The sequence below is a fragment of the Blastomonas sp. CCH1-A6 genome (assembly GCF_001556365.1).
In the GTDB taxonomy this organism is placed as follows: domain Bacteria; phylum Pseudomonadota; class Alphaproteobacteria; order Sphingomonadales; family Sphingomonadaceae; genus Blastomonas; species Blastomonas ursincola.
Genome location: NZ_LSIS01000033.1, coordinates 1 through 1,511, shown reverse-complemented (window position 1 = coordinate 1,511; position 1,511 = coordinate 1). Strand labels below are relative to the sequence as shown.

General features: G+C 63.4%; 3 protein-coding genes. 2 read left to right on the top strand and 1 reads right to left on the bottom strand.

Annotated features, from left to right (window positions below):
* Both AX735_RS01685 and AX735_RS01680 read left to right on the top strand, forming a co-directional pair.
* A partial coding sequence (locus AX735_RS01685) for a 3-hydroxyacyl-CoA dehydrogenase family protein (protein WP_231749982.1) occupies positions 1–245 on the top strand: 245 nt, incomplete at its 5' end.
* Between the two features lie 80 nt (positions 246–325).
* Entirely contained in the window at positions 326–991 is a 666-nt protein-coding gene (locus AX735_RS01680; RefSeq protein ID WP_066274631.1) for a DsbA family oxidoreductase, read from the top strand.
* Positions 992–1,029: 38 nt separating this feature from the next.
* Here AX735_RS01680 and AX735_RS01675 read toward each other — a convergent pair whose 3' ends face one another.
* Positions 1,030–1,353 (bottom strand): GIY-YIG nuclease family protein, encoded by a 324-nt coding sequence (locus AX735_RS01675; protein WP_066274628.1) that lies wholly within the window; start codon positions 1,351–1,353, stop codon positions 1,030–1,032.
* Between the last annotated feature and the right edge of the window lie 158 nt (positions 1,354–1,511).

Genomic DNA, 1,511 nt, shown 5'->3' with positions numbered 1-1,511 from the left:
TTCCGGACATCGACGCGGCGGTGCAGCTGGGGCTCAACCACCCGATGGGGCCGCTGACGCTGGCCGATTTCATCGGGCTCGACACCTGCCTCAGCATCACCCAGGTGCTGCACAGCACCACCGGCGATCCCAAGTTCCGCCCGGCGCCGCTGCTGGTCAAATATGTCGAGGCCGGCTGGCTGGGCCGCAAGACGAAGCGCGGCTTCTACGACTATTCGGGCGAGACCCCGGTTCCGACACGCTGACTGTCAACATTTGCTGACAGCCCCGCCGCTTTGCGGTACATTGGGGCTGGAGGCCAGCTGCAAGAACCCGGAGACCTTTGATGACCGCCCACAAGCTCAAGATCGATATCGTGTCGGACGTGGTCTGTCCCTGGTGCATCATCGGCTACAAGCAGCTCGAAAAGGCGCTGGACCTTGTGGGCGACGAGGTCGAGGCGGAGATCACCTGGCACCCGTTCGAGCTCAACCCCGCAATGGCGCCCGAGGGCGAGGCGATTTCCGAACATGTCGCGCGCAAGTACGGCGCAACGCCGCAGCAGAGCGCGAGCAACCGCCAGCGGCTGACCGATCTGGGCGACCGGCTGGGCTTCGGCTTTCATTATGGCCCCGACATGCGCATCTACAACACGTTCAAGGCGCACCAGCTGCTTACCTGGGCGGGCGACACCTATGGCAGCGCGGCGCAGACCCGGCTCAAGCTGGCGCTGTTTTCAGCCTATTTCCAGGCGAACCGCGATGTCAGCGACGAGGAGGTGCTGCTGTCGATCGTCGCCGAGGCGGGGCTCGATGCGGACGAGGGCCGCGCGGTGCTCAACGATCCCGACAACGAGGCGGAGGTCCGCGCGCATCTCGACCACTGGATCGAACAGGGCATCAGCGGCGTGCCAGCGATCATCTTCGACGGCAAGTATCTGGTTCCCGGCGCGCAGGAGGCTGAAACCTTCGTCAACGTGATCCGCAAGGTCCGGGAGAAGGCGCTGGCTTGAAGGGATGGGAGGGCATGCTCCCTCACACCCACCTCCGCTCAGCCTGAGCTTGTCGAAGGCCCCGCGCGAGAGGTGCCGGGTTGATCACGGCACCGCGAAAGCTTCGCAATCAATTCCCAATCCCCGGCGATCAGCGCCTCTTTCTTGGCGCGGGTCCAGCCCTTGATCTGCCGCTCGATGGCGAATGCATCATCGCGCGTACCGAAATCCTCCGACCAGACCAGCTCTACCGGAAGCCGCTTGGCAGTGTACCCTCCCAAGGCACCGCACTGGTGCTCGGAAATTCTGCGCTCAAGATCGTCGGTGTGTCCGGCATAATAGCTGCCGTCATTGCATCGAAGGAGATAAGCGTAAAAGGACATATGCGCACGCTACCGTTCTCGCGTGGCCTTCGACAGGCTCAGGCTGAGCGGGGTGGGGTGCGTGAGATAGGACTATCAGGAACCGTTCTCGCGTGGCCTTCGACAGGCTCAGGCTGAGCGGGGGTGGGTGCGTAAGATAGGACTATCCGGCACAGTTC

What these genes read in the sequence shown, in the direction of transcription:
- AX735_RS01680 (WP_066274631.1), top strand. Translation starts at nt 326, where the DNA reads ATGACCGCCCACAAGCTCAAGATCGATATCGTGTCGGACGTGGTCTGT.
- AX735_RS01675 (WP_066274628.1), bottom strand. Translation starts at nt 1,353, where the DNA reads ATGTCCTTTTACGCTTATCTCCTTCGATGCAATGACGGCAGCTATTAT.